Source organism: Chitinophagaceae bacterium (genome assembly GCA_016699815.1).
Taxonomy (GTDB): Bacteria; Bacteroidota; Bacteroidia; order Chitinophagales; family Chitinophagaceae; genus Ferruginibacter.
Window position 1 is genome coordinate 2,443,396 of record CP065012.1, and the last position, 26,502, is coordinate 2,469,897.

At 37.1% G+C, this 26,502-nt stretch carries 24 protein-coding genes; 9 read left to right on the forward strand and 15 right to left on the reverse strand.

The genetic code is table 11. The annotated features are described in order from the left end of the window. Nucleotides 1–5: 5 nt before the first annotated feature. On the reverse strand, nt 6–836 hold the full coding sequence (locus IPO46_10895; GenBank protein QQS62586.1) for a hypothetical protein: 831 nt from the start codon (nt 834–836) through the stop codon (nt 6–8). Between the two features lie 108 nt (nt 837–944). Here IPO46_10895 and IPO46_10900 point away from each other — a divergent pair, with 108 nt between their 5' ends. From IPO46_10900 to IPO46_10910, 3 genes are read left to right on the forward strand one after another with little or no spacing between them, the layout of a single operon-like run. Then, nucleotides 945–1,994, forward strand: a complete 1,050-nt coding sequence (locus IPO46_10900) for a DUF3667 domain-containing protein (GenBank protein QQS62587.1) — start codon at nt 945–947, stop codon at nt 1,992–1,994. A 7-nt stretch (nt 1,995–2,001) separates the two neighbouring features. Next, nucleotides 2,002–2,769 carry a nucleoside triphosphate pyrophosphohydrolase gene (gene mazG / locus IPO46_10905; protein ID QQS62588.1) on the forward strand — a complete coding sequence of 256 codons (768 nt, stop codon included), beginning with the start codon at nt 2,002–2,004 and terminating at the stop codon, nt 2,767–2,769. A 36-nt stretch (nt 2,770–2,805) separates the two neighbouring features. After that, nucleotides 2,806–6,543: a hypothetical protein gene (locus IPO46_10910; GenBank protein ID QQS62589.1), complete on the forward strand. Its 3,738-nt coding sequence runs from the start codon at nt 2,806–2,808 to the stop codon at nt 6,541–6,543. A gap of 2 nt (nt 6,544–6,545) precedes the next feature. Here IPO46_10910 and IPO46_10915 read toward each other — a convergent pair whose 3' ends face one another. The 3 genes from IPO46_10915 to rplU form a co-directional block, all read right to left on the reverse strand. Beyond that, nucleotides 6,546–8,210, reverse strand: a complete 1,665-nt coding sequence (locus tag IPO46_10915; GenBank protein QQS62590.1) for a DNA polymerase/3'-5' exonuclease PolX — start codon at nt 8,208–8,210, stop codon at nt 6,546–6,548. Nucleotides 8,211–8,571: 361 nt separating this feature from the next. After that, nucleotides 8,572–8,838 carry a 50S ribosomal protein L27 gene (rpmA, locus tag IPO46_10920; protein QQS62591.1) on the reverse strand — a complete coding sequence of 89 codons (267 nt, stop codon included), beginning with the start codon at nt 8,836–8,838 and terminating at the stop codon, nt 8,572–8,574. Between the two features lie 64 nt (nt 8,839–8,902). Beyond that, nucleotides 8,903–9,208: a 50S ribosomal protein L21 gene (gene rplU, locus IPO46_10925; protein QQS62592.1), complete on the reverse strand. Its 306-nt coding sequence runs from the start codon at nt 9,206–9,208 to the stop codon at nt 8,903–8,905. A 218-nt stretch (nt 9,209–9,426) separates the two neighbouring features. On the opposite strand from rplU, the gene IPO46_10930 reads away from it, so the two are divergent. The 3 genes from IPO46_10930 to murB are packed head-to-tail and all read left to right on the forward strand — an operon-like array spanning nt 9,427 to nt 13,667. Next, nucleotides 9,427–10,173, forward strand: coding sequence for a 1-acyl-sn-glycerol-3-phosphate acyltransferase (locus IPO46_10930; protein ID QQS64392.1), 747 nt, complete (start codon nt 9,427–9,429; stop codon nt 10,171–10,173). 26 nt (nt 10,174–10,199) lie between these two features. Next, nucleotides 10,200–12,647 carry a primosomal protein N' gene (gene priA / locus IPO46_10935; protein QQS64393.1) on the forward strand — a complete coding sequence of 816 codons (2,448 nt, stop codon included), beginning with the start codon at nt 10,200–10,202 and terminating at the stop codon, nt 12,645–12,647. Between the two features lie 6 nt (nt 12,648–12,653). After that, nucleotides 12,654–13,667 (forward strand): UDP-N-acetylmuramate dehydrogenase, encoded by a 1,014-nt coding sequence (gene murB, locus IPO46_10940; GenBank protein ID QQS62593.1) that lies wholly within the window; start codon nt 12,654–12,656, stop codon nt 13,665–13,667. Here murB and kdsA read toward each other — a convergent pair whose 3' ends face one another. Further along, nucleotides 13,668–14,489 (reverse strand): 3-deoxy-8-phosphooctulonate synthase, encoded by an 822-nt coding sequence (kdsA, locus tag IPO46_10945; GenBank protein QQS62594.1) that lies wholly within the window; start codon nt 14,487–14,489, stop codon nt 13,668–13,670. Nucleotides 14,490–14,606: 117 nt separating this feature from the next. Here kdsA and IPO46_10950 point away from each other — a divergent pair, with 117 nt between their 5' ends. Further along, nucleotides 14,607–15,551 (forward strand): NAD-dependent epimerase/dehydratase family protein, encoded by a 945-nt coding sequence (locus IPO46_10950; protein QQS62595.1) that lies wholly within the window; start codon nt 14,607–14,609, stop codon nt 15,549–15,551. Between the two features lie 224 nt (nt 15,552–15,775). Here IPO46_10950 and IPO46_10955 read toward each other — a convergent pair whose 3' ends face one another. From IPO46_10955 to IPO46_10980, 6 genes are all read right to left on the reverse strand, one after another. Next, a complete protein-coding gene (locus IPO46_10955) occupies nt 15,776–16,492 on the reverse strand; it encodes a hypothetical protein (GenBank protein QQS62596.1) in 717 nt (238 codons plus the stop codon). 10 nt (nt 16,493–16,502) lie between these two features. Beyond that, on the reverse strand, nt 16,503–18,353 hold the full coding sequence (locus IPO46_10960) for a hypothetical protein (GenBank protein ID QQS62597.1): 1,851 nt from the start codon (nt 18,351–18,353) through the stop codon (nt 16,503–16,505). 188 nt (nt 18,354–18,541) lie between these two features. Next, nucleotides 18,542–19,909: a dipeptidase gene (locus tag IPO46_10965; protein QQS62598.1), complete on the reverse strand. Its 1,368-nt coding sequence runs from the start codon at nt 19,907–19,909 to the stop codon at nt 18,542–18,544. A gap of 218 nt (nt 19,910–20,127) precedes the next feature. Next, a complete protein-coding gene (locus IPO46_10970; protein QQS62599.1) occupies nt 20,128–20,655 on the reverse strand; it encodes a hypothetical protein in 528 nt (175 codons plus the stop codon). Further along, a complete protein-coding gene (locus IPO46_10975; protein ID QQS64394.1) occupies nt 20,652–21,413 on the reverse strand; it encodes a superoxide dismutase in 762 nt (253 codons plus the stop codon). The genes IPO46_10970 and IPO46_10975 overlap by 4 nt, the downstream gene beginning before the upstream one ends. Nucleotides 21,414–21,421: 8 nt before the next feature. Next, nucleotides 21,422–22,846 (reverse strand): LptF/LptG family permease, encoded by a 1,425-nt coding sequence (locus IPO46_10980; GenBank protein ID QQS62600.1) that lies wholly within the window; start codon nt 22,844–22,846, stop codon nt 21,422–21,424. A 42-nt stretch (nt 22,847–22,888) separates the two neighbouring features. On the opposite strand from IPO46_10980, the gene IPO46_10985 reads away from it, so the two are divergent. Further along, the gene (locus tag IPO46_10985; GenBank protein ID QQS62601.1) at nt 22,889–23,497 is read left to right on the forward strand and encodes a hypothetical protein; all 609 of its coding nucleotides are present in this window, start codon (nt 22,889–22,891) and stop codon (nt 23,495–23,497) included. On the opposite strand, the gene IPO46_10990 is transcribed toward IPO46_10985, so the two are convergent. Then, nucleotides 23,494–23,874: an ATPase gene (locus IPO46_10990; protein ID QQS62602.1), complete on the reverse strand. Its 381-nt coding sequence runs from the start codon at nt 23,872–23,874 to the stop codon at nt 23,494–23,496. The genes IPO46_10985 and IPO46_10990 overlap by 4 nt on opposite strands. Nucleotides 23,875–24,109: 235 nt before the next feature. On the opposite strand from IPO46_10990, the gene IPO46_10995 reads away from it, so the two are divergent. Then, nucleotides 24,110–24,979, forward strand: a complete 870-nt coding sequence (locus tag IPO46_10995; GenBank protein ID QQS62603.1) for a sigma-70 family RNA polymerase sigma factor — start codon at nt 24,110–24,112, stop codon at nt 24,977–24,979. 3 nt (nt 24,980–24,982) lie between these two features. On the opposite strand, the gene IPO46_11000 is transcribed toward IPO46_10995, so the two are convergent. From IPO46_11000 to IPO46_11010, 3 genes are read right to left on the reverse strand one after another with little or no spacing between them, the layout of a single operon-like run. After that, nucleotides 24,983–25,405, reverse strand: coding sequence for a thioesterase family protein (locus tag IPO46_11000; protein QQS62604.1), 423 nt, complete (start codon nt 25,403–25,405; stop codon nt 24,983–24,985). Next, on the reverse strand, nt 25,392–25,982 hold the full coding sequence (gene rdgB, locus IPO46_11005; protein QQS62605.1) for an RdgB/HAM1 family non-canonical purine NTP pyrophosphatase: 591 nt from the start codon (nt 25,980–25,982) through the stop codon (nt 25,392–25,394). The genes IPO46_11000 and rdgB overlap by 14 nt, the downstream gene beginning before the upstream one ends. Before the next feature lie 4 nt (nt 25,983–25,986). Then, nucleotides 25,987–26,487: a hypothetical protein gene (locus tag IPO46_11010; protein ID QQS62606.1), complete on the reverse strand. Its 501-nt coding sequence runs from the start codon at nt 26,485–26,487 to the stop codon at nt 25,987–25,989. Between the last annotated feature and the right edge of the window lie 15 nt (nt 26,488–26,502).

Here is a 26,502-nt window from a genome sequence, read left to right on the forward strand (position 1 = left end):
CATCCTTATTTATAAATATATTCTACGCTTCCTACAAGCGATCTTCCTTTTAAATAACATCTTTCAACTGTACGTAACCCGTTTTCATAAACATACTTCCAGGTGTAATAATTGTTGCTGCCTTCTTCAGTAGCTGTCATTTTTGAAATATTCCCATCATGGCCGTATTCAAAAAAATAGTCGGGCATTGGCTTTAGCTTAAAGTCATTTTCCTGAACCACATCGGTGAGCCTGTTATTGCTATCGTAATAATAATAATATTTGGTTCCGCTCCTGGTGTCTTTTTCAATGGCTAAATTACCGTGCTCATCATTGGCAAATAAAATTACTGTAGTATCCTTATGGTTTTTTATTTTGAGCATTTGCACAGGGTTGTTTCCTTCGGTATAATTGTATAAATGTTCTTCCACAATTTGGTTTACAAAATCATCGTCCTGCGAACGGATTACGGAAATTATTGATTTTATCCTTTTATTATCATCGTATTGATAGTGGATTGATGTAACCGATATGTTAGAACTGTCATTGGTGTAAAGCAACATCCCGCTGGTATTAAATTCTGATATAAATAGAGAAGGCTCCGATAGGGAATACTTGGTAAATAAACTTACGGTTTTATAATCTTTTGAAATTTTTTTGCGGCAAATAAAGCCTTCGCTCTCGGTTCCGTCGTTTTCAAAACTTTTAATATCTATATTCCTTATTTTATTGTTTTTATAAGTTTGTAAAGTTGCCGATAGCTGTGCAGTATTGAGGATGTCTTTATAGTAATACTGAGAGGATGCCGTAACCGTAGCCAATAAAATTACCATACCCGTCAAAAAGTACTTCTTCATTTTTATTTGTTTAGTTATAAACGCCAGTGCAAAGTTAACGGCTCTATTTTGCTATTATTGAAAATATGCCCCTAAACTTTATTATTTTTAACAAAAATAGGCACAAAATTGAGCCATCTAAAGCAAAGAAAAGAAACCAATTGCCTTAACTGTAATGCAGAAGTTACGGGAAGGTATTGCAGCGTTTGCGGCCAGGAAAACATAGAACCGCATGAAACCGCATGGCATTTAATTACCCATTTTTTTAACGATATCACCCATTTTGACAGCAAGTTTTTCACTACACTTAAAATATTGTTTACGCAGCCGGGGTTTTTAGCAGAAGAATACCGTATAGGGCGAAGGAACAGTTATTTAAACCCAGTGAGGCTTTATGTATTCAGTTCTTTTTTCTTTTTTCTGGTAATATTTGCTACAGAATTTAAAAATGATGGCAATGATATAATTAGAGTAAAAGATAAAACTTTTAACGATAAATCTGTTGATGAAATTAGTAAAATGGATTCTGTACAATTTAAAAATTTTACTGCTTTTTTGAATAACGGCAAACCTATGACTAGGCAGCAATTTAAAGAATATGCTGATACAACAGAATTAGGGGCCCTTTTTAGGGATAAGCAATACAGGAGTCGTACCTATTATGATTCATTAAGAAAATCAGGCAAAGTGAAAGATAGCTGGATAGAAAGAAAAGTTAAGTATAAATTAATTGCACTGAACAAAAAGTATAAAGAAAACAATATAAATCCAATAAAGGATATAGGAAATAAGTTTGTACACAGCTTTCCTCAAATGCTGTTTGTTTCACTGCCATTATTTGCATTTTTTTTGCAACTAATATATAAAAAGCATAAAAAATTTACGTATGTAAATCATGGCATTTTTACAATTTATTTTTATGTTTTTTGCTTTATGATGATATTGTTGCTCATGCTTTCAGGATATTTAAAAGACAAAACAAATTGGGGCTGGATTGATTTTATCCTATTTTGTTTGTGGATAGGAATATTTGTTTATGAGTACAAAGCTATGCGTAAATTTTATGGCCAGAGCCGGGGAAAAACTTTGTTAAAAATGTTTTTACTCAATACCTGGTTGCTGTTTATTACCATTATATTGTTTGTTGTTTTCTCTATTTTTATTTTCTTTAAACTTTAAATAGCCTATGGAATCTGTAGCCGATAGTTTTTTGAAACTCATTAAAATAATGAACGAGTTAAGGGAGCAATGCCCATGGGATAAAAAGCAAACCATTCACACCCTGCGGCAAATGACCATTGAAGAAACTTATGAGCTGGCCGATGCCATTACCGATAATAACCTCAAAGCGATAAAGGAGGAATTAGGTGATTTGTTGCTGCATATTGTTTTTTATTCCAAAATAGGGCAGGAGCAAAACGCATTTACTTTACAGGAAGTAATTGATGGTATTTGCCAAAAATTAATTGTAAGGCACCCTCATATATACGCCGATGTAAAAGTTAAAGATGCCGATGAAGTAAAACAAAACTGGGAAAAAATAAAATTAAGAGAAGGGCGAAACTCTGTATTGGATGGGGTTCCCAATGCATTGCCGGCTATGATAAAGGCATTGCGCCTTCAGGAAAAATCAAAACAAGTAGGCTTTGAGTGGAGCAATAAAGCACAGGTTTGGGATAAGGTAAAAGAGGAAATGGAAGAGTTGAAAGAAGCGGAAAAATCAGGCATACAGGATAAAATTGAAGATGAAATGGGCGACCTGCTGTTTTCCCTTATTAATTTTGCAAGGTTTTTGCAGGTAGATCCTGAAAATGCACTGGAACGTACCAATAAAAAATTTATACGCAGGTTTACCCTTATGGAACAGGAAGCTAAAAAGCAAAGCCGCATGTTACATAATATGACTCTGGAGGAAATGGATGATTTATGGAACAACATTAAAAACCACGAGTAAATAACGTGGAAATATTTTTTGAAATTGCAAACAACAATGTTTTCAAACCGTTTTCCGGGAAAAGAAATTACCTGGCTCCTGCTGGCGGCAGCATGGTTGCTCACTATTTCATTTATTATTGATAATTATTGGGCAGCAAGTTCCAGCTCAAAGGCAGTTGCGAAAAACCTGTCTCAGCATATACAAACGGTGCAAAAGGATTTTGGCCTATTGGCTTCCGATACCCAGTTACAAAAAGAAGTTTACTTTAATATACTGCCCGAAGAAAAACTGGACCAACTGGTGCAAAAAAAATATTTTCTTTTTTTTTATAACCGTGCAGGCAAATTGCTTTTTTGGAATACACAAACCATACTGCCGGATACCTCTATCCTTAATGCTACCGATACCCTGGGCTTTGCCAAACTGCAAAACGGGTATTATGCATGGCAAAAACATACAACCTCTAATTTGCAACTCGTAGCCCTTGTGCCTGTAAAATGGAACTATATTGTAATTAATGAATATTTGCAAAATAATTTTGTTTTAAAAAATATTGCCCACAACGCCTATATTGTTTCACCGGTAATTACAGAAAATGCAGTGGTACATTCACTTTCGGGCCAAAAACTGTTTTCTATAATTGAAAAAAACAAAGAACCAAATTTCAGGAATAATAATGCTTCCATTTGGCTAAGGTTAATGGCAAGCGTATTGGTGTTTTTTGTGGTTCACCTTATTTGCTTATACTTTTTGCATAAAAGGGGGATTTTTTTTGCGGCTGCATTGTTGCTGGTTGCCCTCCTGGTATTTAGAATTGCAGGTTATTTATTACCCATACCATTAAATTTACGACAGTTTGAGTTATTTGATCCTGCTGTTTACGGGTCATCGGGCATACTCCGTTCACTAGGCGACCTCCTGATTAATGTGCTTTTTGCCTTGTGGTTTATTTCTTTTTTTAGAAAGTTTCTTTTGCAGCTAAATATCCGTGCCCTGGTAAGCCCGGGTTTATTTGTAAAATGGCTATTAACAATTCTTGCAGCTTTTATCCTACTGGCTGCAACATTTATATCAAGCCATATTATCCGTTCGCTGGTATCCGATTCGCAAATATCATTTGATGTTATCAATTTTTTTTCACTGAACCTGTATAGCGTTATAGGTTTTATGGTGCTCTGTTGCATCGGTATTGGGTTTTTCTTTTTGAGCCAATCGTTAATGTACCTGTACAAGAGCCTTTTTCCCAATTCGTTTATCCTTTTTATTTTTGTGGTTTGCTTAATGGCATTATCTTATCTATCTGCATTAGTAGGGTCGTTGTCGGGTGGATACGAGTTGTACCTGCTGCTTTGGGTTTTGTTATTTTTATATTTGGTCAACTCTGTAAACATTGCATTTATTACTGATAAACTGGTTGTTTCCCGGATGATTTTTTGGATTTTCTTTTTCTCCGTTTCTATTTCGGCCATCATCATTCGGGAAAATAAAAGCAAAGAATTGCAAAACCGGAAGCATTATGCCGAAATACTTTCTGCAAAAAGCGACCCGGCAAGCGAAATTTTATTGAATAGCATGCTTACCGATTTTAAAGAAACCTACCTGGCGGCAAATTTTTATAAATTCAGGGACAGCGCCCTGAGCAGTTTTTTCAGGGATAGCCTTATTGGGAGCAACTTTTCGGGCTACACCAATAAATTTGGCACCAAAATTTTAGTATTTGATGATGCAGAAAACCCAGTGTATAACGAAGCGGCAATCAGTTACAACCAGCTCAACACCATCCTCAATACTCAGGCAAACCCTACCGCAGTTGAAGGGCTTTATTATTACGACGTAGCTTTTGACCGGTTTAACTATATTGCTAAAAAAGCCATTGTTGATACTTTAGGAAAACTGGATGGTTACGTATTTATTTTGGTAACGCCCAAAATGGTGAGTAACGAAAAAATATCCCCCGAACTTTTCGGTAAAGGCATTTATAATTCCATAGAAAATACCACTGCTTATTCTTTTGCCATTTACAGTGCCGGTAAGCTGGTAAACAGCCACAACGATTATCCTTTTGCATCGCAACTTCCCGATCGCTATTTTGCCAACCACCTTTTTTTACTGGTAAATAAAAAAAACCATAGCGAACTTTGGTACAATGCCGGCGCAGATAAATATGTGGTTATTGTAAAGGAAAACCGGCTTTTCCTGGAATCTATAACTTTGTTTTCATATCTTTTTTGCGGTTTTTTGCTGGTATTTGTTGTTTTTCGTTTTTTAAATATACTATTCAACTCAGGGTTTTATATAAGGAAGGTTACAGAAAATTTAAGGATGAATATCCGCAGCCAGATACACGGCACCATCATATTTTTTAGTATCCTTTCTTTTGTGATTATAGGCGTAGCTACCATTCTTTTTTTTATTAACCGCTACGAAAGCAATAACCGGGAAAAGCTGAGCAGTACCATAAAAATTATGGAAAGAGACCTTAAAAAATCATTGGCACAAAATTGGTTATTGCATGATACCTTACGCATGAACAGCCTGAATAATTTTGAGAACACCATTCGCCAGATTGCAGATATACACGGTGTGGATGTAAACCTCTACAATCTCAATGGCGACCTTAAAGCTTCATCGCTTGCATTGCCTTACTTAAAGGGAGTAGTAAGCACCAAAATGGACCCCAGGGCTTATTTTCATTTACACCAGGAAAAAGAAGTGCAATATTTTCAAAAAGAAAAAATTGGTAACCTTAAATACCTCAGTAGTTATGTGCCATTAATTGATTCTGCCGGTAACGAAAGTGCTTATTTAAATATTCCTTACTTTACTTCGCAAAGCAACCTTAAACAGGAAATATCTAATTTTTTGGTAACCATCATCAACCTGAATGCTTTTATATTTTTAATTGCCGGTATTGTAGCGCTATTTATTACCAACCGCATTACCCATTCTTTTTCACTTATTGGGGAAAAAATGAAACGCATAAACCTGAGTACTCAAAACGAAAGAATACAATGGGACAGAAACGATGAAATTGGAAGCCTTGTGGATGAATATAATAAAATGGTAGATAAACTGGATAAAAGCGCCAAAGCGCTTGCAAAAACTGAAAGGGAAGGGGCATGGAAAGAAATGGCCAGGCAGGTGGCACATGAAATCAAAAACCCGCTTACACCTATGAAGCTGAGCATACAATTTTTAAAAAAATCTATTGATACCAATGCGCCAAATGTAAAAGCGCTTAGCGATAATGTAGCAAATACCCTTATTGAACAAATCGACCACCTTTCTGCAATTGCCAACGAATTCAGCCAGTTTGCAAATATTGAAAACTCCAATAAAGAGGTAATGGATTTGAATGAAGCGCTGCGTTCGGTTAAAAATTTATATACCAACGATACGCAAACCATTTTTGCCTGGCAAATTTTACCCGTACCTGTATTAATATTGGCCGATAAAACCCAGATAAACCGGCTTTTTAGTAACCTTATCCAAAACGGGTTGCAAGCTGTACCCGAAGGAAGTGTTCCCGAAATAAGCATTACAGAAGAAGTATTTGACCAATACGTGTTGATAAAATTAAAAGACAATGGCGTAGGCATTAGTGCCGAACTACAACCCATGATATTTGTACCCAGGTTTACCACTAAATCTTCTGGTACAGGGCTTGGCCTTGCTATGTGTAAACAAATTGTAGAGCAAATGAACGGTGAAATTTATTTTGAAACGATACCCAATGAGTCCACAACATTTTTTGTAAAACTGCCTGTACTAAAAGATGAAAATGTTAGTTAGGCTCAGATAGCTTTTTGTTTTTTTCGATTTTGAATATAGGCTTCAAATTCCAAAAGGGAAAAACTGCTTAAATTTTTTGCACGGGTGAGCCCAGCTTTTTGTGCAACTAACACGCCGTATTTTGTATCGGTCAGGGTTCCGGTTTCATGCGAATCGGGGTTTATGGATATTATTGCCCCTTTTTTTAAGGCCTCTTCAATTTTTTGCCAGTCTATATCCAGCCTGTAAGGGTTGGCATTAAGTTCAATGGCTACATTATTTTCTACACAGGCATCTATGATAGCGCTATGGTTTACCGGGTAGCCTTCCCTGCTCAGGAGCAACCTTCCGGTTAAATGGCCCAGTATTGTAGTAAATGGGTTTTTTATGGCCTTTAATAAACGCATCATTGCTTTTTCTTCCGGCATTTTTAAATTACTGTGTATGGATGCTATTACCAAATCAAAACTTGCCAGTACTTTTTCATCATAATCCAGGTTGCCGTTGTTCAAAATATCGCTTTCAATACTTTTAAAAATTTTAAAAGGCTTTAGTTGGCCGTTGAGTTCCTCTACATATTTGTGTTGTTCAAATACTTTTTCTTCAAAAAGCCCTTGAGCATAAAATGCTGATTTGCTGTGGTCGCTTATTACCAGGTATTCCAATCCCAAATCCCTAGCGGCAATGGCCATTTGTTCAATAGTATGGCTGCCATCGCTCCAATTGCTGTGGCAGTGAATGATGCCTTTTATATCGCCTGGTTGAATTACTTGGGTTATATCAATGCCTTTTTCAGTTAAAATTCCGGGGTTTTCCCTCAAAAAAGAAGGTACAAAAGGCAAGCCGGTATGCTCAAAAATTTTTTCTTCGGTACCTGCTTCTGTAGTTTTTCCTTTTATGGTATTGTAAAAAGCTTCAGACGATGAAGTTTTTAAATAAGTATCCATTAAAGTGCCGGTTTCGGCTGTATATATTTTGAGATTTACGCCTGCTGCAGTATTGTATAATAGGAAACCATCCCCAATATTTAACAAGTTAAATTTTTCGTTGGGCGCCAATGATTGTTCAATGGTAGCTATGGGTGCATCAATTACAAATTCTATTTCCTCAATAACAGGTAATTGCCTTTTAAATTTACCGGTTAATAATAATTTGTTTGCAGGGAAAATTTTTAATAAAAAATCTTGTAAGGGTTCAATGAGTGGTTCCACGGTTGCATAAAGGTGGCTGTCTTTGTTTTTGAGGTAAAACTCTATAAAGTCAATTACATTTTGTTGTGTTTTTTCCCCAAAGCCTTTATAATTTTTTAAACGGTTTTCTTTGCAGGCATACAATAATTCACCAATGGATTCTACACCCATCTCTTTCCAAATGTTGTGGATTTTTTTTGGCCCGATACCTTTGATTTTTAGCATTTCCATTACCCCAGGAGGAGTGGAAAAAATTTTTTCTTCCAGGGCCGTTATTTTACCTGTTTGGAGCAATTCTATCACCTTTTGGGCGGTGGATGCACCTATGCCTTTTATGCCGGAAATTTTTTCCAAAGGCATTTCGCTAAGTTGAAAGGAAAGTTTTTCAATGGCAAATGCTGCTGCAGAATAGGTTTTTGCTTTAAAAGAATTCTCTCCATGAATGTCGGTGAGTTTTGAAAGCAGTGTTAAATATCCGGCTATGCCATTGTTATCCATAAACCAAATTTACAAAAAAAGAAGTGGCTTATACTGAAAATATTAAATGTTGCAAACCCTTTACTGTAAAGGGTTGTAAGGAATGAGTAAGAGAAAAAAAAAGTTCCGGTATAAACCGGAACTATTATCTTTTGCAAAAGAAACTAAGCTAAACTTATTTCTTTTTAGCAGCTTTCTTAGCAGCTTTTTTAGCAGCTTTTTTAGGAGCGGCTTTTTTAGCAGCTTTCTTAGGAGCAGCTTTTTTAGCAGCTTTTTTTGCAGCTTTTTTCTTTGTTGCCATTTTTTTAAAATTTAATTGGTTAGTAAATAATACTTAAAAATATAAACTATTTTCAAACTACCAAAAAAAAATTAAAAAAATTTATGATACCGCTTCTACGGCATTCACAGAAACCACTGTTCTATCGAGCCTTGATTTATTAAATTCTACCACTCCATCCATTAATGCAAATATGGTAAAGTCTCTTCCTATACCTACATTTTTTCCGGGGTGATATTGTGTACCACGCTGGCGTAAAATAATATTACCTGCAACTGCGGCCTGGCCACCGTAAATTTTTACACCTAATCTTTTGCTTTGTGAATCTCTTCCGTTTTTTACCGAGCCTTCACCTTTTTTGTGTGCCATTTGTTATATTTTTTAAACAATAAGTTGGTTAGAATAGAAATTTGTTTTTTTGAAGTAGCAAATACTAAGCAATTGACGTTACTTTTATATGCGTATACTGCGTACGGTGGCCATGTTTTTTACGAAAGCCTTTTCTTCTTTTCATTTTGAATGCAATTACTTTGTCGCCCTTTACCAGGTCGTTCAAAATTTCTGCCTTTACTACGGCTTTAATATTATTGCCGCTTTTTAATTTGTCGCCTTCGCTGGTTAATAACACTTCAGCAAATTCTACATTGTCACCTGTTTTGCCTTCAATATGAGGTACATATAAACTATCACCTGCTTTTACTTTAAATTGCTGGCCCGCAATTTTTACTATTGCTAACATATACTTAAAATTTTATTCCGATTTTTTCGGGAGGCAAAGGTAAGGGTTTTACCCTCAAAAAGCGCTTTTTTACGAAGTTTTTAGCAATTGGGCCTTATGATTTGAAGGAATGCACTTATATTTTAAGTATTGGCAAATATTAAAGTAATAATAAGTATAATATGAAATTGAATTTACCTTATAACTTTCCTTATGCCATTATAATATATATTCGCTTTATGGGTGTTTTTAGAAAATTTTTTAGCATTTACTGCATTATTGTGTTTTTAGTGTTTATGCTGCTACTCTTTCCTTTTGTAATTTTTGCCTCTTTTTTTGGTAAGGTTAAAGGCGGCAACATGGTTTATAAAATCTGTGGCTTATGGGCCGACCTTGCGTTTTTCTTTTGGGGAATAGGGCATAAGTACATTTATGAAGCCCCAAAGCTTGATACTGCAGTATTTATTTTTAACCATATCTCGTATTTAGATGCAGCTATTTTAGTAAAAGCTTTTAGAAAAAGACCGGTAAGAGTTTTGGGTAAGGCAGAAATGGCCCAGGTGCCCATTTTTGGTTTTATTTATAAAAATGCAGTAGTAATGGTAAACAGGAGCAGCCCTGAAGCCAGATATCAAAGTTTACAACTGTTAAAGCAAATTGTACGCAAGGGCATTTCAATAATTATTGCCCCTGAAGGTACTTTTAATGTAACCAATAAACCTTTAAAAGAATTTTATAATGGTGCTTTTGAAGTGGCTATAGAAACCCAAACCCCAGTTCAACCAGTTCTATTTTTAGATGCTTATGACCGTATGCATTACCAAAGTATTTTTACTTTAAACCCGGGAAAATGCCGTACCGTTTTTCTTGAACCCATACCTGTTAATGGGTACACTTTACAGGATGTTCAAAAACTTAAAACCCTTGCCTTTGAAAAAATGGAAACTGCATTAATTAAATATAAAGCCGGTTGGATAAAAACTTGAGTGCAGAACAGGAAATATTATCCTTCATTGAAAAGCCTGCTTGCTGGGCAGAAATTATATTGCCGCTTGCATTACCCAAAGTGTACACTTTTGCCATTTCAAAACAATTTGTTGCTAAGGCTTTGCCCGGTTGCCGTGCTGAAGTGGTATTTGGTAAAAACAAAAAATATGCCGGTATCATAAAAAAAATTGTTGATGAAGAGCCTCCTTATGCCACAAAACCTATTTTAAGTATTTTGGATGATGATCCTCTACTTTATTGCCATCAACTCAACCTTTGGCAATGGATGGCCCAATATTATATGTGCAGCGAAGGCGAAGTAATGTCAGCTGCCCTGCCCACAAATTTTAAACTAAGCAGTGAAACTATTTTAATTTATAACGATGTAGCCGGAGATGACTTTTCGGCATTAGACGATGATGAGTTCCTGGTGGCAGAAGCTTTGCTAATAAGAAAGCAATTGAATATTTCCGAAGTGCAGCAATTACTGGATGTAAGCCATGTTTATCCCTCAATTAAAAAACTCATAGATAAAAATATCTGTTTTATTTGGGAAACGCTTAATGAACGCTATAAAGTAAAAACAGAAAACTACGTGTTGCTTAATCCTGCTTATAATAACGATGAGCAATTGAGCTGCCTGCTAAATGACTGGAAGGGCGCACCCAGGCAAATGGAAATGCTGCTGGCATTTATTCATCTTCAAAAATCAGAAGGCGAAGTAACTCAACCTGCCCTTTTAAAAAAATCAGGCGCTACTTCTGCCCAGCTTAAAGCCCTTGCGGATAAACAAATCTTAATTGTGGAAAAAAGAAGTGTGGACCGCATTAAGCAATTGCCAAGGCAGGTAAATATTGATTTTACTTTAAGCGCAACACAGCAGGGAGCGCTGGATAGTATTAAAAATATATTTACTCAAAAAGATGTTTGCCTATTGCATGGCGTTACCGGCAGTGGTAAAACGCAGGTTTATATTACACTTATAGAAGCCGCCTTTGCCAAAGATTTACAGGTATTGTACCTGCTGCCCGAAATAGCGCTTACCGCTCAAATTATCCGAAGGCTGCAAAAGCATTTCGGTGGCAATATTGCCATTTATCACTCCAGGTTTAATAACCAGGAGCGTATTGAACTTTGGAATAAAGTAAGAACGGGCGAAGTTAAAATTATTTTAGGCGCAAGAAGCGCTTTGTTTTTGCCTTTTAAACAATTGGGTTTAATAATAGTGGATGAAGAACAGGATGCATCCTATAAACAGCAAGACCCTGCGCCACGGTATAATGCAAGGGATACGGCCATTTTTTATGCCTCATTATTTAAAGCCAAGGTGTTGCTGGGTAGCGCTACGCCATCTGTGGAAAGCTATTACAATGCCCTACACGATAAATACGGTTTGGTAAAACTCAATGAACGTTATGGCGGCATTCAACTGCCCCAGGTAATTATTATCAATACAAGGCAGGTAGTACAAAAAGGCAAAGTAATCATCAGCCCGCAACTGGAAGAAGCAATTGAAAACGCTATTGAAAAAAACGAACAGGTTATTTTGTTTCAAAACAGGCGTGGGTTCGATCCGTACATTATTTGCGGCAATTGCGGCTATATTCCCCGTTGCATCCATTGCGATGTATCGCTTACTTTTCATAAATTCAGCAATAAGTTGCATTGCCATTATTGCAGCAGTACTTATCCTAAGTTAATTGCCTGCCCTGCATGTGGCAGCAATAACTGGCTCGATAAAAATTTTGGTACAGAAAAAATTGAAGAAATTTTGCAGGAAAAATTCCCTGCCCTTCGCATTGGCCGTATGGATGTGGACAGCATCAGGGGAAAAACAGCACACGATACCATCATTCATTTATTTGAACAAAAGAAAATTGATATTTTAGTAGGCACACAAATGGTGGTTAAAGGCCTGGATTTTGACCATGTGAGCCTGGTAGGTATTTTAGATGCCGATGGCTTGCTGAGCTTTGCCGATTTTAGGGTAAATGAAAGGGCTTTTCAATTAATGGAACAGGTGAGTGGCCGTGCCGGCAGAAAAAAAGAACAGGGCAAAGTGCTGTTGCAGGCAGTAAATGTAAAACATCCCGTGCTGGAATGGGTGAAGCAGCACAATTATGAAAAATTTTATGAGTCGGAAATTGAAACCCGTAAAGAATTTAACTATCCGCCTTTTAGCCGCATCGTAAAACTTATACTAAAACATAAACAAAGCGATTTGGTAAATGAGGCGGCCGAAAAACTGGCTTTTTTGCTGCGGCAGGATTTTCAACCTTATATTATTGGCCCAGCATCCCCAATTGTTGCCCGTTTAAGAAATTTATTTATAAAAGATATACTTATTAAATTGCCAAAAGAAACAGGGAAAAGCCTGGCATTTAAGAAAGCAATAAGCAACCATATTAATTTAATGCTGAGCGAAAAAAAATTTAAAAGCGTACAGGTAATTGCCGATGTGGATCCAGTGTAATGATTTATGGAAAACCAAATACAACATAATATTTCTCTAAAACCCTATAATAGTTTTGGTATTGATGTAAGGGCAAAAACTTTCATAAAAATTTCCGGGGTAAATGAATGCGAACATATTTTAGAGGAAAAAGGAGAGGATACGCTGGTATTGGGTGGCGGAAGCAATATTCTTTTTACTAAAAATTATGATGGCCTTATTATTAAAAATGAAATTTCAGGCATTGAAAAAATAGAAGAGGATGAGGGCTGTATTTACATAAAAGCCGGTGCAGGCGTTGTTTGGCATCAGTTTGTATTGTATTGCATAAAAAATAATTATGCCGGGGTAGAAAACCTGGCCTTAATCCCCGGTTGTGTTGGTGCATCACCTATTCAAAATATTGGCGCCTATGGTGCAGAAATCAGGCAGGTGGTTCATACGGTTGAGACATTTCATAAATGCGATAAAGCCAAAGTAAATTTTAGTAATAAAGATTGTGCATTTGGTTACCGGGATAGTATTTTTAAAAATAAATACAAAAACCAATTGCTTATTACATCGGTAACTTACCGGCTTTTTAAAAAACCGGTATTTAATATATCTTATGGCGCTATTGAAAAAGAATTAGCAAACATGGGCGTGCAGGATTTAAATATTACTGCAATTGCACATGCCGTAATCAATATCCGCAGCAGCAAACTCCCCGACCCGGCCCAGATAGGCAATGCCGGAAGTTTTTTTAAAAACCCCGAAATTGAAATTGAAGAATTTAATACACTAAAAAACAATTTTCCCGAAATTGTTGGCTTTGCATTGCCCGGCAATAAAACCAAGCTTGCTGCAGGCTGGCTTATTGAACAATGCGGCTGGAAGGGCTTTCGCCGTGCTGATGCAGGGTGCCATAAAAACCAGGCGCTTGTTTTGGTAAATTACGGAACTGCCAAAGGCGAAGAAATTTTGCAACTTAGTAATGAAATTATTGCCTCTGTGCAGCAAAAATTTGGCGTTATCCTCGAAAGAGAGGTAAACATAATTTAGCTATACAACTGCCTGCCTCAACCTCACCAGTTTTTCCAGCAAAGGTTCAAGTAAATTAAGTTGCAACATATTGGCGCCATCGCTTTTTGCTTTTGATGGGTTGGGATGTGTTTCAATAAACAACCCGTCTGCACCTGTTGCAATGGCAGCTTTGGCAATAGTTTCAATGAGTTGAGGGTTGCCGCCGGTAATTCCGCTGGTTTGGTTGGGTTGTTGCAAAGAGTGTGTACAATCCATTATTACCGGTACATTAAGTTCCTTCATCCAGCTAATATTGCGGTAATCCACTACCAGGTCCTGGTAGCCAAAAGTATTGCCCCTTTCTGTAAGCCACACATTATTATTGCCGGCGCTTTTAATTTTTTCTACAGCAAATTTCATGGATGGGCCGCTCAGGAACTGCCCTTTTTTTACGTTTACAATTTTGCCCGTTTTTGCGGCAGCTATTAATAAATCTGTTTGCCTGCATAAAAATGCAGGTATTTGCAATACATCCACATAGTTTGCAGCAATAAAAGCTTCTTCGTGTGCATGAATATCAGTAGTTGCCGGGAGGTTAAATTTTTCAGCAACTTTTTTAATCAATTGCAAAGCTTTTTCATCGCCTATGCCTGTAAAGGAGCCAGCGCTGGTGCGGTTGGCTTTTCTGTAAGAGGCTTTAAAGAGATAAGGAATGCCCAGTTTTTTGCAAATGCCCAAAGTTTTTTCGGCAACTTCCATTACCAGGTCTTCGCTTTCTACTACACATGGGCCAGCTATGAGAAAAAAATTATTTTTATCGAATTGTTGATTTTTAAATACTGAGGCTGGGTAATTTTCCATGCCGCAAAGTTAAGTGGATTTATATTTTTTACTGCCTTGCAAATATTTTACTTAAACCTGGCCTTATTAGAATAAACAGAAGCATCATTTTCCTACTTTCGTACCACAAATAAATATATGGTTAAAGAAAAAATACTGGTTATTGGCGCAAGTGGGCAAATAGGAGTGGAGTTAACGCTGGCCTTGCGCAAAATTTATGGTAATGCCAATGTTATTGCATCAGACCTTAGGGAACAAAATCCCTTGCTGCAGGGTACCGGCCCTTATGTGAGTATGGATGTAATGAATAAAGAAATGTTGCATGTGCAGGTACTGCGGCAGGGAATTACCCAAATTTATTTACTGGCAGCTATTTTATCGGCCACTGGCGAAAAAAATCCCGGCCTTGCCTGGAACCTCAATATGCAAGGCTTGCTGAATGTGCTGGATATTGCCCGTGAAGAAAAACTGCATAAAGTATATTGGCCTTCGTCTATAGCGGTTTTTGGGCCCACATCGCCAAAGGCAAATTGCCCGCAGCAAACTATTATTGAGCCGGTAACGGTGTATGGCATCAGCAAATATGCCGGTGAGTTTTGGTGCAATTATTTTCATAGCCGTTTTGGGGTAGATGTACGCAGCCTTCGCTATCCCGGGCTCATCAGTTATAAATCGGCGCCGGGCGGCGGCACCACAGATTATGCCGTAGAAATTTTTCATGAAGCGCTGGAAGAAAAAAAGTACGAATGTTTTTTAAAAGAAGATACTTATTTGCCCATGATGTATATGCCCGATGCCATAAGGTCAACCATTGAACTGATGGAATCACCGGCAGATAAAATTTCGGTGCGTACTTCCTATAATATTTCTGGTATGAGTTTTTCACCAAAAGAAATAGCCGCAGAAATTAAAAAACACATCCCTGATTTTTCCATAAGTTATATGCCCGATTACCGGCAGGATATTGCTAATAGCTGGCCACAAAGTATTGACGATTCTGTTGCTTCTGCCGATTGGGGCTGGAAAACAGAATACGGCTTAAAAGAAATGGTTTCGGATATGCTGCTTAATTTGGGGAGTTAGTGTATGGTTTCTGGTGGTTGGTTACTCAATAAAGGGAGCAATTTATAGCACTTGCCAGAACTGTAGGTTAGAGCAAGCCGAGGATATATTTAATGCAAATTTTTACCAAATTTCCAACTTTATTTTTTCCTGAATAACCCATTTCCCATTGCTGTTCTTTAATAAAAATGCAATGGTTCTACCTGCTTTTTGTAATGCAGCTATTGAAGATATTATTACAATATCTATAAATCAACTTCAACTTTTTTTATCCCTTTTAGTTTTTTAAAAGATTTTAATATTTGTTTTATTATTCTTGTTCCGGCAGAACCGGTATCAACACTTGCAGTTAAAATAGGCTCTTCATAGAATATCCTGCAATTATGCACAACACCATTTTTTCTGTTTAAGGCTTCAGATTTCTCATTGTAGGCCTCAATGGTTTCTGATATTACCTGCTCAATTTCTTCTTTGTTGCCGGTAAAATAAATGCGTAATACGGTGTCAACACCAAATCCAAAGACTTTTAATTCAAAAGGTAAGTTAGCTATTTGAAAAGGATGTGATTTTTTTTCGGTGGCTACCTGTTTCCAGTATTCGTCGGGTTTTAGGCCTTCTATCCAACACTCAAGGTCTTCTTCATCAAAATCTTCATCAGTAGGCTTTATAATTTTTCCTGTTTTTGATTTCCAGCAAAAACTGACGTTATCGTTAAATTCTGGCATAATCCATATAACCAGGTTTAGTTTGGAAACTAAACCCGGTTGGTAAATAGGTAATTCATTTCTTTGTTTATATCCTGCTAATGTAACTTTAGAACTAGGCTTTAGACCGGTTGTATTCACAAATATTTTTGTAAAATTTTCTGAAAAAAATTCACAAAAATATTTACTAAATATTAAACCCTCAAGATGAAATGCTTTAGGCCCCCATTCATGTTCGCAATAAATAAACTTATACATTTTCTAATATTTAAAGAGCAACTGCAAATCGTATTATCCTGTATGCCAAAACAAAGCAAACCCAGTCATCTGCAATTCCTGCTCCGGCAGTAATCACATCCTCTAAAATTGTACTTACTATTAAAGCTATTCCAGCGCCTATAGCAGTGCTTTTAATATAGTTTTTTAACTCGGGATGCTGATAGAAAAATTCAGCAATAATTTTATCTGCCTGTTGAAAATTTTGCCTTAGCCTGTCAATTAAGTGTTTGAATTTGTCAACTATTGTAGTGGGTACAACAATGGGTGGTGCTGGAACAGGATTATCTGTGGTAATATAATCATAAACTATAACACCTGGAGCATAAAGATTGGCTTTTAGATATTTATTTGAATTACTTGTTGGTAATAAAACGGAGGAATAATTTGTGCCTGTATGCCAGGAAATACTAGTTGGGAATTGATTTGCACAATGCATATTTGCCTTTTCTACATAATTGGCTACTTCAGATACTCCTGAAGTCTGACCGTTTTGATTATTAAGCTTTATTTCAAAAATCGTTTTATCCTGTAAATTTACAATATCTGCATAACCTCTATTATTAGGATTAGTGCTGCTTGCAAAGGGTATGGCATATTCCACATCACTATTGAGGGGATTTTTTGAAACGTAATCTAACTGAATAATCCAATGTTCTTTAGTGCCTTGAAAAAACACATTACCAGTTCTCTTAGTACCCTGGCAGTCTAAATTTTGGTGTATAAAATCTGCTTGATTGTCTTCTTCATCTAATTGAAGAAAAACATCCTTTTCGTTTTGCGTCATTTGATAATTACATACATAAGGTGGCTCATCCTGCCAGGGTATCCACCCATCGCCTTCTGTTGGTTCGGGGCAATCTCCGGGGTCGGCTACATTATTAGTTGCTGTAAAAGGAGCTGGGTTGTTTTGTGTGCTTTCGCAGGGATATACATAAGGTATTGGCCCACCGCCATTACTGTCGCCACCGTCTCCATATCCTCCGCCAAATGAAATATCTGGTATTACAATTGTGCTGCATGTTGTGCTGTTGTTAAGGTAATTATAGCATTTTCCCTGAGTACAAAAACATATTAGTTCTCCTGAAGGGCATGGCGATGGCGGTACATCACAAGATGTTCCATCTTCACTGCATTTGCCATTCGCAGGACAATAGGTTTTATATATTGCGGATGTGCTGCAAAGTGAAATATATTTAAGCCCTGCACTATCCATTATTGTAAAGCTTATATTTTCTATTTTAATTTTTTGTGTAGATACATGTGCCGTATCATCACTAAATAATTTTGGGTTGGTTATTTTATAATACTCTTCATTGAAAACTATTTTATTTAAAACCATACTCAGCATGGCAAATGCCGATGATGCCGTTTTTGAATTATCTAATTTTTCTTCGTAAGCTTTATAATCTTTGGCAAGGGAATAGCTAAGGCTTACGCTATCGTTGAGCGTTGCTCTTATAAAACCTTTTACCAAAAGTTCGCCTTCCATTACAAAGGGTATTAAAATAGTGGTATCGGTAACGCCATCGAGGCTATTGCCTGCAAGGCTTGCATGGGCGTATTGCTTTTGGGATGTGCCCATTAATACTTTATTCCAAACGGGGTAACCGTTTTGGGTGGCAAATTTGGTTACAAATTCTTTGCGTTCATTTCGTTTTTTAATTTCATTCATCACTCTTACAACAGAAGTATTTGTGCCTGAAGGTAGGGCAAAGAATTTATTTGCTACATTAGGCTTTGCCTTGTAAAAATATTCTTTTTTGCAGTTAAGTTGAAGAAAGCACAAAATTGCCAATACGGCTAAAAAATCGGGGGGGGGGGGAATTAATTTACTTTTCATAAAACTGCAGGTTTAAGGTTAAAAACTTATGTACACAAATATAAGGGCAAAAGGCATTGCCAGGCAATACCACGAAAGAGGTATTTTATGTTTTCATATAGCTTTTTTCCTGTGCTGATTTTAATAAATGCTTAAAATAATAAAGGGAACAAAAAATCTCCTTAATTATTATAAAAAATTTAAAACTATTAACTCATTTCTGCAAAAAACTTATGAAAATAAGGTATGGTTTCAATGCCTTTGTAAAAATTTTCTACATTGTATTTTTCATTGGGGCTGTGCAAGCCATCATTATCTAAGCCAAAGCCCATAAATATAATTTTAATACCCAGTTCTTTTTCCAGGGTATAGCAAATGGGTATGCTGCCTCCACCTCGTACCGGTATGGGTGTTTTACCAAAAGTGGTTTCTAATGCTTTGGATGCCGCTTTGTATCCTTTGCTGCTTATCGGCGTCATGTACGCCTCGCCACCATGGTGTTCAAATACATTTACACTAACGCAGGATGGTGCAATTTTGCGGAAATGATCAAGTAAAAGTTTGGTCATTTTTGCACTGGTTTGGTTGGGTACCAGCCTTGCAGAAATTTTTGCTGTAGCTTTTGCCGGTAATACGGTTTTGGCTCCTTCGCCGGTGTAGCCGCCCCAAATGCCGTTTAGTTCCAGTGTTGGGCGTATGCCGGTTCGTTCATAAGTGGTAAATCCTTTTTCGCCCCAAAGCGCTTTAATGCCTATTTCATCTTTATATTCTTTTTCGTTAAAAGGGGCTTTGTTTATGAGTTTTCTTTCTTCATCCGGAACGTTAAGTACATCATCGTAAAAACCAGGAATGGTAATATGGTTGTTTTCATCGTGGCAGCTTGCAATCATTTTAGATAATACTACAATGGGGTTGGCAACGGCGCCACCATAAGTGCCGCTGTGTAAATCCCGGGCAGATGCGGTTACTTCCACTTCAATGTAGCTCAGCCCTCGTACGCCGGTATCCAAAGATGGGTTTTCCATACTCAGCAAAGAGCTGTCGCTAATTAAAATAACATCGGCTTTTAATAAATCTTTATGTGCGGCTACAAACTTTCCAAGGTTGGGTGAACCTACTTCTTCTTCGCCTTCAATTAAAAATTTTATGTTGGTAGATAGTGAATTGGTTTGGTTAAGTATTTCCAATGCTTTTACATGCATATAAAATTGCCCTTTATCATCGGCAGAACCCCTTGCAAAAATTTTTCCGTCAATTACTGTAGGTTCAAAAGGCCCGGTTTTCCATTCGTTAAGCGGCTCTACAGGCTGCACATCGTAATGGCCATAAACCAATACTGTAGGCTTTGAAGGGTCAATAATTTTTTCACCATACACTGCCGGGTGACCATCGGTGGGCATTACTTCGGCTTTATCGCAACCAGATTTTAATAAACTGTTTTTCACCGTTTCGGCGCATTTCAGCATATCTGCTTTATGTTCGCTTTTTGCGCTTACGCTGGGTATGCGTAGCAATTCAAAAAGTTCATTTAAAAAACGATCTTTATTTTTTTGCTGGTAATCCTGCCATGCTTGCATAATATGATAATTTAAGTTATATGAGGGCAACGAATATACACATTTTTAATAGTGCAATGTCAACAAGTATGCTGCCCTCAAAAAATATTTTTATAATAATTTAACAACCTTTAGCGTTAATGCCGTTACATTTGACCTAAGATTGAGAGTCAATTTATCAGCCTTTGTGTAGTTTTATCCAAACAATTTTTAAGGATATTAGTATGCAAAGGCTGAGTCTATTTTAGCCTTACTTTTTTTTGCAATAAATAGTACAATAAACCCGACAGTAAATAAACCAGGCAAAGCGTCACTATTGCCCACTTAGTTACCGATGCATAAAAAGTAAGCAGGGTAATTTTCTCCGAAACCCTGCCGGTAAGGCTTACGAACATCCCAAAATTTTCTAATACATCCATTGCCCCGGCAAATAATGCAGCAACGCTGAGCCATTTTCCTGCTTTATGAAGAAAAATTGAATGGTATATTTTTTTTGACAACCACTTGCAACACGTAAATAGCAATAAAGAATAAAATAGCAAAAAAACAAAATCCCTTGCTGTATGAATTTCTGCAACAGGGATAAGGTTATTGCGCTCCCACACATTTACTATTTGCTGTGTTGCATGGGTTGTAGCAGCCAACTCAAGATTTAATATGCCTAAAGGCGTGCTTTGGGTAATTAAGGGCTTGCCGGTAAGCTGCAATAGTACCGCCATTAAAATGGTTCCCGAAAAAACGGTTACAAAAAAAATTTTACTCCTCATGCTTTTTCAAAACGGCTTTGCACATAATCCCAGTTTACCAGGTTCCACCATCCATCAATATAATCCGAACGCTTGTTTTGGTATTTGAGGTAATAAGCATGTTCCCATACATCAATGCCCATTAGCGGAAAGCCGTGTATGTCGCTTACGTCCATCAAAGTATTGTCCTGGTTGGGCGTGCTGCCAATATGGAGTTTTTTTGAAGCATCTGTATATAGCCATGCCCAGCCGCTGCCAAAGCGGGTTTTACTAGCTTCAGAAAATTTAGATTTAAAATTGGCAAAACTTCCAAACTCGGTTTCAATGGCCTGCAGCAAATTTCCGGCAGGTTTATTATCAGCAGTTTTTGGGCGCATACATTTCCAAAAGAGTTCGTGGTTGTAATGACCGCCGGCATTATTACGCATTTTTGTTGAGTATTTTGAAACCTTTGAAAGGATGATTTCCAGGCTTGTACCATTGGCAACATTTTCCTGCTTTACTGCTTCATTTAAATTTTTTGCATAGCCTGCCGCATGTTTGGTATAATGTATTTCCATGGTTTGTGCATCTATAATATTTTCCAATGCATCGTATTTATAGGGTAGTGGCGTTTGGTTAAAACCGGTTGCAAATTCATTTGCAATTGTTTTTTTTGAACTGCTGCAGGATGCTGCAAGAGAAGAAATGCCTGCTATGCCTGCAGATAGCGCAATAGAGCCTTTTACAGTATTGGCAATAAAGTTTCTTCTGCTGCTGTTAATTTGTGTTTCCATTATATTAAAATTTAAATAGTGATAGGTTCTTTTTTATTTTTTGCAACATATTTTTTTAGTTGGTTATACAGGCGGTAATAAAATTCTTTATTAAACAACTGTGAGTCGTGCATGGCCTTATAGGTAAGAAAAACACCCACAGGCGTTAAAACAATTATAGAAAGCCACATACCGGTTTCCGGGGCAAGTAAACCTTCTTTTACAAATTTCTCGCCAAACATATTGAGCAGGTGAAAAATAAGGAAGAAGAAAATGGCCACTACAAGCGGCATGCCCATTCCACCTTTGCGGATAATGGAACCCAGCGGCGCACCAATAAAAAATAAAATAATGCAGGCCAGTGAAAAAGAAAATTTTCGATGCAACTCTATTTTACTGAACCGATTATCGGATTGGGCAAGTTTTACATCTGCAACACCGGTTTCGGCAGTAGATTTTATCCTGTCTAATATAACGCCGGCAGAAAGGTTAATGGCGGGCTCCAGAGAATCGGGTATTTTATGTGAAGGCATAGCTGCAGCAATTTTCCATATGCTGTCTGTCGGTTGGTTGTAATGTAAGTATGAGGCAATATTTTTTTTAATGGAAGCCTGGGCATTTTCTTCCCGTTTATTGGAGGAATCTATGTATTTACCCAGTTGCCTTACACTAAGCATTTTATGGCTATTGCGAAAAAGGCTGTCGCTGGTATTTTGTTTTTTTAATACACTCAGGTCAAAAAGTTTTTTAAATTCTTTAAAGTTAATCCTTATGAAGTCGGTTGCGGTATCGTAATAATTTCCCTGCTCCTGGTAACGGCAGCCGTTTTTTAAATTAAATTCCAAAAAATTTTCATCGGCAGAAATTTTCATTTCACCATGCTCGGCCGTAATGCAGTTGTCCTGCAACCTTCCATCTTGTTCATAAATTAAAATATTATGGATGGTTTTTCCATCGGCATCTTTTTTGCCCACTTTTATAGCATAGTTGGGTATATAGGTAAAAAACATGCCTTCCTTTAAATCAAATGCCGGCTTTTTGTAATAAATATCGTTGTAGAGGGTAACAAATTTAAGGTTGGCGTATGGTATTACGTTATTGGCAAAAAAGAATGAGATAACAGAAAAAATTACCGCCAAAAACATTAGCGGGCGCATAAAACGCAATAAAGAAATACCGGAGGATTTAATGGCCACCAATTCAAAACTTTCGCCCAGGTTGCCAAAGGTCATTATAGAAGAAATAAGAATGGCTATGGGGAGCGCCAAAGCAAAAAGCGATGCGCTTGCATACCAAATAAATTGTATAATGGTAATAAAATCCAGCCCTTTACCTACAAGGTCGTCAATGTACTTCCACAATATCTGCATCATTAATACAAATAAGGCTATAAAAAAAGTAACAATAAACGGCCCTAAAAAAGATTTAAGGATAAGAATGTCTAATTTTTTTATCATCGCTGCTTAAAGCTTAATTTTACTTTTACTATTAATTGTAAAATGGAGCCTTCGGCAAATTTAATACTTTCTGAACCGGAACTTGCTAAAGTGCAGGATGCCAACTGGATTTTTACAAAACATTTAATTATGGAAAAAGCCGCCGCTATTTTGCGTGGCCAGGTACAGGAAATCAATAATCAGTTTAATTTTTTATTGCAGTGGGATGCGTTTAAAGAACTTACAGCTACAATGCCCAAAATTTCAAAAGGCGAAAACTATCTTCAACTTCCATATCTTATCCTCGATTACCCGGCAATATTTGAAAAGAACAACATATTTGCTTTGCGTACTTTTTTTTGGTGGGGAAATTTTTTTAGTATCAACCTTCATATCAGCGGCATATATAAAACTGCCTTTCAGGATACCCTGTTAAAAAATATAAATGGTTGCGGGGATTTATTTTATTGCAGCAACGAAAACGAGTGGCAGCATCATTTTGAAGACAATAATTTTAAAAAAATTACCGGCCAATTAAAGCTTACGGAAATTACAAAAAATAATTTTATTAAACTCGCTTTTAAATACGATTTAAAAAACTGGAATAATATGCCGCAATTGTTGCATACCGGTTATACGGCTATGGCAGGTTTATTAAAAAATGCAGGTTAGTTGCCAATACGGTGAAAGAGTTCTTTTACCTGGTATTCCCAAAGCTGGCTTTGGTCTTTAATATCTTTTTTATCGGCAAAATCTTTTATTACCAAAATAGTTTGGTTGGTTACTTCGGAGCGATTGATGGAGAGTTCAAAAAATTCGTCCTTGGCCATGTGGTCCCATTTAAAGCGTACAAACTTGTCTTGTTCCTGGTCCAGGAGTTTTGCTTTATCCTCCGTGCCGTTCCACTCAAAAGTAAAAATACCATCTCTTTCATTTACTTCATCAGCAAACCATTCTTGCAAGCCAGATGGCGACCTTAAAAATTCATAAAGAATAGTTGGGGAACAGCGTACAGGATACTCTAATGTATATTGAACTTTTTTACTCATCCTAAATAATTAAATATCAGATTTGATAGATGCAATAATACCAAATAATTGAAAGTGGCAAAATTTTTGTCAACTTATTTTAAGATTATTTAAATATTGGGGCCTGTAAGACCAATCCCTCAGTGAAATTATTTTCAGTTATATATCATAAAAGCGGATATGTTACGTTATAACTCTCAATAAGGCCAAAAAACAGTTGAAATTCCAATTTGGCCAAAAATTATCTGCTATGAGTATGCGTCAATTAAAAATCTCCAAGTCTATTACCAACAGGGAGAGCCAAAGCCTTGAAAAGTATTTGCAGGAAATTGGTAAAGTAGAACTAATAACACCCGAGGAAGAAGTGAGGCTTGCCGCTTTAATTAAAAAAGGCGACCAGCATGCGCTGGACAGGCTTACCAAAGCCAATTTGCGCTTTGTGGTATCGGTGGCAAAGCAGTACCAAAACCAGGGTTTAACACTGCCCGACCTTATTAATGAAGGGAACCTGGGCTTGATTAAATCGGCACAGCGGTTTGATGAAACCAAGGGCTTTAAATTTATTTCTTATGCCGTATGGTGGATAAGGCAAAGTATTTTACAAGCGCTTGCCGAGCAAAGCAGGATTGTACGTTTACCATTAAATAAAGTAGGCCTTACTTCCAGAATAAGCAAAACCTTTGCCCGGCTGGAGCAGGAGTTTGAACGGGAACCTACTGCCCAGGAAGTTGCAGAAGCCCTGGATATGGATGTGGGCGAAGTAACCGATACCATGTGCGTGGGTGCCAAGCATGTGAGTATGGACCAACCCCTGGGAGAGGGCGAAGACAATACGTTTGGAGAAATGCTCAGCAACCCCAACGACCTGGGCACCGACGATGAACTGGCTGTAAAAGCCTCATTAAAAACAGAAATTGAACGTAGCTTAAATGCCCTTACCCAACGGCAAAGAGAAGTAATTGTTTCTTTTTTTGGCATAGGCATAGACCATCCAATGAGCCTGGAAGATATAGGTGCCCGATATTCGCTAACAAGGGAAAGGGTAAGGCAAATAAAAGATGCTGCTATTAATAAACTACGCAGCAATTCCAAATGCGATTTACTGAGAAGTTTTTTGGGTGGATAAAAATTATTGCAATAAAAATATTTTAAAATCTTCACTTAGGCTGGCAATAGCCTTTTTTTCATAATGGTAACTTAGCATACCTGTTTTAGCTTGGGCAATTAATTTTCCCTGCTGGTTGCTTACCTGGTAATATAAATCAAATGCTGCCCTGCTAATGTCTGCAACAGAAATGGCAATAGATAATACGTCGCCATAAAAACTTTCTGCTTTGTATTCAACGGCAAGTTCTGTCATAATTAACCCCGAACCTTTAATATCCAATTCAGAGAAACCGCCACCGCTTAACCACTGCATCCGGGCCTCATGTAGTATACTCACCAGGCTATGGTTACCAAGGTGGTTGCCGTAATTAATATCGTTGATACGAACCGGTATTTTTATGGTTGCCAAAATTTTTTCGGGGAGCGTAAGATTAAGCCTTGCCATAATTTTCTTTTAAAAACACAATAAGTTTTTCCAATGCTTTTTTACGGTGGCTGTACCTGTTTTTTTCATCAATATCCATTGCAGCAAATGTTTTTGAGGCGCCATCGGGTACAAAAACAGGGTCGTAGCCAAAGCCGTTATTGCCGGTTTTTGCATGGGTAATTTTTCCTTTGCAAATTCCTTCAAATAAAAAATTTTTTCCCTGCATTTCTAAAGAAATTACGGTCCTGAACCGGGCATTACGGTTGTGGCTATCTTTTAAATGTTGCAGTAATTTATCAATATTTTTTTCGGCATTGGCGCTATCGCCTGCGTACCGGGCACTTTTTACGCCAGGTTCGCCATTCAACCCTTCAACTTCAAGGCCTGTATCTTCACTAAAACAATTTTGTTGGGTAAGCTTTACTATAGTTCCCGACTTTTCTTTGGCGTTATCCTCCAGTGTATCCCAGGGTTCGGGGATATCAATTTCAATGCCTGCATCTTTTAAAGAAAGTAGGGTAAATGCATTGCCCAGTATGGAGCTAATTTCTTTTATTTTGTTTTGGTTATTGGTAGCAAATATGAGGGTGAGCATAAGGTTATTGTTTAAAAAGGCTTTGCAGGCAAACCCATAATTTACCCTTTTCTTCTTTATTGTTTTTTAAGGTGGATAATAACGGGGATATTAAAAAAAATTGTTCATTGTAGTTTTGTAATTTGAATGGAGGAAACTCCATAGGGATGCCTGTTTCAGTTGGAGATACACCAAAAAGGATTATTATTTTTGGTGAAAACTCTTTGCAAATACCGGCATAAAGTGGCTTTGGGTTACTGCATGAATTAAGTAAAACAATATCGGCCAGTGAAAGATTACATGCCGATAAAATATTCGTTAAAAACCCAAGGTCTTCGTCATTTATCAATGGCGATTTTTTCTCATTTACAATAATGCAAATATGAGATTGGTTGTTTCCCAAATAGTGGCGCTGTACGGTTTTTGCAGAATTATTATTGGGTTCAGAAATTTCTGTATCTACAAGCACTTTGGTATAAAGATTTTGTATTAAAGTTGCATTTAATTGAATATCATTTAACCCCATTTTCATTAGTTTTAT

Excerpts from the sequence above, each read along its gene's own strand:
- IPO46_10895 (QQS62586.1), bottom strand. The coding sequence starts at position 836 with ATGAAGAAGTACTTTTTGACGGGTATGGTAATTTTATTGGCTACGGTT.
- mazG (QQS62588.1), top strand. The coding sequence starts at position 2,002 with ATGGAATCTGTAGCCGATAGTTTTTTGAAACTCATTAAAATAATGAAC.
- IPO46_10910 (QQS62589.1), top strand. The coding sequence starts at position 2,806 with ATGTTTTCAAACCGTTTTCCGGGAAAAGAAATTACCTGGCTCCTGCTG.
- IPO46_10915 (QQS62590.1), bottom strand. The coding sequence starts at position 8,210 with ATGGATAACAATGGCATAGCCGGATATTTAACACTGCTTTCAAAACTC.
- rpmA (QQS62591.1), bottom strand. The coding sequence starts at position 8,838 with ATGGCACACAAAAAAGGTGAAGGCTCGGTAAAAAACGGAAGAGATTCA.
- rplU (QQS62592.1), bottom strand. The coding sequence starts at position 9,208 with ATGTTAGCAATAGTAAAAATTGCGGGCCAGCAATTTAAAGTAAAAGCA.
- IPO46_10930 (QQS64392.1), top strand. The coding sequence starts at position 9,427 with ATGGGTGTTTTTAGAAAATTTTTTAGCATTTACTGCATTATTGTGTTT.
- murB (QQS62593.1), top strand. The coding sequence starts at position 12,654 with ATGGAAAACCAAATACAACATAATATTTCTCTAAAACCCTATAATAGT.
- kdsA (QQS62594.1), bottom strand. The coding sequence starts at position 14,489 with ATGGAAAATTACCCAGCCTCAGTATTTAAAAATCAACAATTCGATAAA.
- IPO46_10950 (QQS62595.1), top strand. The coding sequence starts at position 14,607 with ATGGTTAAAGAAAAAATACTGGTTATTGGCGCAAGTGGGCAAATAGGA.
- IPO46_10955 (QQS62596.1), bottom strand. The coding sequence starts at position 16,492 with ATGTATAAGTTTATTTATTGCGAACATGAATGGGGGCCTAAAGCATTT.
- IPO46_10960 (QQS62597.1), bottom strand. The coding sequence starts at position 18,353 with ATGAAAAGTAAATTAATTCCCCCCCCCCCCGATTTTTTAGCCGTATTG.
- IPO46_10965 (QQS62598.1), bottom strand. The coding sequence starts at position 19,909 with ATGCAAGCATGGCAGGATTACCAGCAAAAAAATAAAGATCGTTTTTTA.
- IPO46_10970 (QQS62599.1), bottom strand. The coding sequence starts at position 20,655 with ATGAGGAGTAAAATTTTTTTTGTAACCGTTTTTTCGGGAACCATTTTA.
- IPO46_10980 (QQS62600.1), bottom strand. The coding sequence starts at position 22,846 with ATGATAAAAAAATTAGACATTCTTATCCTTAAATCTTTTTTAGGGCCG.
- IPO46_10985 (QQS62601.1), top strand. The coding sequence starts at position 22,889 with ATGGAGCCTTCGGCAAATTTAATACTTTCTGAACCGGAACTTGCTAAA.
- IPO46_10990 (QQS62602.1), bottom strand. The coding sequence starts at position 23,874 with ATGAGTAAAAAAGTTCAATATACATTAGAGTATCCTGTACGCTGTTCC.
- IPO46_10995 (QQS62603.1), top strand. The coding sequence starts at position 24,110 with ATGCGTCAATTAAAAATCTCCAAGTCTATTACCAACAGGGAGAGCCAA.
- IPO46_11000 (QQS62604.1), bottom strand. The coding sequence starts at position 25,405 with ATGGCAAGGCTTAATCTTACGCTCCCCGAAAAAATTTTGGCAACCATA.
- rdgB (QQS62605.1), bottom strand. The coding sequence starts at position 25,982 with ATGCTCACCCTCATATTTGCTACCAATAACCAAAACAAAATAAAAGAA.
- IPO46_11010 (QQS62606.1), bottom strand. The coding sequence starts at position 26,487 with ATGGGGTTAAATGATATTCAATTAAATGCAACTTTAATACAAAATCTT.